Source organism: Microcoleus sp. B3-D7 (assembly GCF_036705305.1).
Taxonomy (GTDB): Bacteria; Cyanobacteriota; Cyanobacteriia; order Cyanobacteriales; family Microcoleaceae; genus Microcoleus.
Genome location: NZ_JAUBUE010000007.1, coordinates 1 through 4016 on the forward strand (window position 1 = coordinate 1; position 4016 = coordinate 4016).

A 4016-nucleotide genomic window follows, 5' to 3' on the forward strand; every position below is an offset into this window, starting at 1 on the left:
GTTGGCAATACCACAGCCTTAGGAAATATTACTGCTAACTCTACAGGAACAACCGCATTTAATCAAACAGTCAATGCGGCGAGTTTGACTACAGATGTTGGTGGCACAACTCAAGTCAAGGGAAATGTCACTACAACCGGCAGTCAAACTTATGGAGATGCAGTTACAATTGCCAACAATCCGATGCTCTCCGGCAGCGACATTACTTTCAATAATACTGTAGACGGCAGCAGCGATTTGACGACGAATGCGGTTAGCGGTAATGTTACATTCAATGGTGCAGTTGGTGCTGCAAGTACGATCGGCAATTTAACAGCTAATTCTACAGGAACAACCGCATTTAATCAAACAGTCAATGCCGCGAGTTTAACTACAAATGTTGGTGGCACAACTCAAGTCAAGGGAAATGTCACTACAACCGGCAGTCAAACTTATGGAGATGCAGTGACAATTGCCAACAATCCGATTCTCTCCGGCAACGGTATTACTTTCAACGATACAGTAGACGGCAGCAGCGATTTGACGGCGAAGGCGGGTAGCGGTAATGTTACATTCAATGGTGCAGTTGGCAATACCACAGCCTTAGGAAATATTACTGCTAACTCTACAGGAACAACCGCATTTAATCAAACAGTCAATGCCGCAAGTTTGACTACAGATGTTGGTGGCACAACTCAAGTCAAGGGAAATGTCACTACAACCGGCAGTCAAACTTATGGAGATGCAGTGACAATTGCCAACAATCCGATTCTCTCCGGCAACGGTATTACTTTCAACGATACAGTAGACGGCAGCAGCGATTTGACGGCGAAGGCGGTTAGCGGTAATGTTACATTCAATGGTGCAGTTGGTGTTGCAAGTACGATCGGCAATTTAACAGCTAATTCTACAGGAACAACCGCCTTTAATCAAACAATCAATGCGGCGAGTTTGACTACAGATGTTGGTGGCACAACTCAAGTCAAGGGAAATGTCACTACAACTGGCAGTCAAACTTATGGAGATGCAGTTACAATTGCCAACAATCCGATGCTCTCCGGCAGCGACATTACTTTCAATAATACTGTAGACGGCAGCAGCGATTTGACGACGAATGCGGTTAGCGGTAATGTTACATTCAATGGTGCAGTTGGTGCTGCAAGTACGATCGGCAATTTAACAGCTAATTCTACAGGCACAACTGCATTTAATCAAACAGTCAATGCCGCGAGTTTAACCACAGATCCAGGTGGCACAACTCAAGTCAAAGGAAATGTCACTACAATAGGCAGTCAAACTTATGGAGATGCAGTTACAATTGCCAACAATCCGATGCTCTCCGGCAGCGACATTACTTTCAATAATACTGTAGACGGCAGCAGCGATTTGACGACGAATGCGGTTAGCGGTAATGTTACATTCAATGGTGCAGTTGGTGCTGCAAGTACGATCGGCAATTTAACAGCTAATTCTACAGGCACAACTGCATTTAATCAAACAGTCAATGCCGCGAGTTTGACTACAGATGTTGGCGGTACAACTCAAGTTAAGGGAAATGTCACTACAACTGGCAGTCAAACTTATGGAGATGCAGTTACAATTGCCAACAATCCGATTCTTTCAGGTGACAGCATTACTTTCAATAATACTGTTGATGGTACCAGCGATTTGACTGTGAAGGCGGCTAGCGGTAATATTACCTTCAAAAGTGCGATCGGCGAAACAACTCCTCTCACTAATTTAAGTGCCAACAGCAAGATATCTTTAGGCGGCAATGTGACTACAACCGGCAGTCAAACTTATGTAGATGCAGTGACTGTTGCCCCAAACTCGGTGTTTTCAGGCAGCGACATTACTTTCAACCAGACAGTTGACGTAGCTGGCAATGTGGGTATTGCGGCTGATAATGTTAATCTCAAAGGAACTGTAACAACAACCAATGACGGCACGCTCACAGTTACTAATAAGGTGAATCTCAATATTGAGAAAAACCTGAACTTAGACGGTGCATTTATTCAAAATGGCGGGGGAACTGTTGCGGTTACCGGAAATATCACCACAACTAATGATAACATTGGTTTTAGCAATCCAGTGACCTTAAAAGCTCCTGTAAATTTTACAGTGGGAGATGCAACAATTGCTTTCGGTTCGACTGTATCGGCAGGTAGTAACTCGCTGACTTTAACGGCAGGTGAAATTAATTTTTCTGGGAATGTTTCGGGTACGGGCGCGCTAACGCTGCAACCGGCAACAGCCGGACAAAATATTGTTGTTGGCGGAATTGATAACAATAGTAGCGCTTTAGATTTGACGGCATCGGAACTTAATTTGATTCAAAATGGATTTAGCTCGATCGCGATCGGGCGATCGGATAGCAGCGCCAATATTAGTATTCCCTATAATCTCACCTTTGTAGACCCCCTAAGTATTCAAGGGGGAACTGGTACGATCGCACTTGATGGCACTCTTACTGGCAATGACAACAGCAGCATTGCTCTCAACGCTGCCACAATTAATTTGAATTATGGGATCAATACCAATAAAAATCCGATCGCTCTCAACGGCACTGTCACACTCGGCAACGATATTAATCTCCGTACCAGCGGCGCAGATATTAAGATCACTGGTGCGATAGAGGGTAATCATTTGTTTAACTTAGATGCGGCTACAGGCAATGTACTGGTAGAAGGAAATATCGGAGGAACAGCACCACTTTCTGTTTTGAATGTTACGGCAACGCAGGCGGAATTCACGGGTAATATTGCGAGCAATTCTGGTTTTAATATTGCTGCTGCAAGCACTAAGTTGGGTGGCAATGTTACTACTAATAATGGCAATATCAATATTAACGGTGTTCTCGGGTTGACGAAAGATGCGATATTGAGTACCGCCGGGGGGAATATTGCCTTTGGAGGTGCGATCGACAGTATTGATGCGGCCCGCAACTTAACTCTAGCCTCCGGTAGTGGCAGCATCACTTTCAACGGTTCGGTGGGGGCTACCAGCCAGTTAGGAAATCTTGCGATTGACAATGCTGGCAATGTGACAGGAAACTCGACAATTAACGCGCAACAATTGACAGCACTAAACACCGAAAAAGTTAATTTATCGGGAGATGTCACCGCCGGCAAAGTCGATATTACTGCCCAGGGCGATATAAGCGTTAAAAATATTACTACTACTAATGGCGGAGAAATTCTATTTACAAGCGGTAACAATTTCACTGCAGGCAATTTGAATACATCGGCAAACAGTGGCGGCAACATAACTGTTAAGGCGATAACTTCAATTACCACCGGACAAATTAACTCTAGCGCTATAGTCGGAAATGCCGGGAATGTGTTCTTAGATCCGATCGGCGATATTCAAGTAGAGTTTATCAATGCCCAAGGCGGTACAGGCGGCACCGGTGGCGAGGTGACAGCAATAACAGGCAATTTTTTCCGCGCTACGGGTGCTTTTTCAACCCCACTGTCGCCGACGGGATTTGCTAGCATTTCTACTGCTGGCGGCGCCGGTGGTGGCAAAATTACAATTGTGCACGCTGGGGGAGATGGAGGAACGCCGATTCAACCGTTTGTTGTGGGAGATGCTGCTAGCAACGGTACGGCGGGTGCAATTACAACGGGACAATCTACCATTACATCGCAGTCGTTTCCGCGTTCTAGTAGTGTTGGTAATATTGCGTTTTTGACTGATGACGCGATCGACCCGCCGCCAACACCAACCCCCACTCCAGTTGAAACTCCCACTCCGACTCCGAGTGAAACTCCGACTCCGGTAGTAACTCCCACTCCGACTCCAAGTGAAACTCCAACTCCGGTAGTAAGTCCCACTCCGACTCCAGTTGTCACTCCAACTCCGGTAGTAAGTCCCACTCCGACTCCAGTTGTCACTCCAACTCCGGTAGTAAGTCCCACTCCGACTCCAGTTGTCACTCCAACTCCGGTAGTAACTCTAACTCCGACTCCAGTTGTCACTCCAACTCCGGTAGTAACTCTAACTCCGACTCCAGTTGTCACTCCAACTCCGGTAGT

At 46.0% G+C, this 4016-nt stretch carries 1 protein-coding gene; it reads left to right on the plus strand.

Going from position 1 to position 4016, the window contains the following annotated elements:
• The coding region (locus QUB25_RS07350) for a beta strand repeat-containing protein (RefSeq protein ID WP_445251935.1) at positions 1 to 4016 on the plus strand (4016 nt) is incomplete at both ends.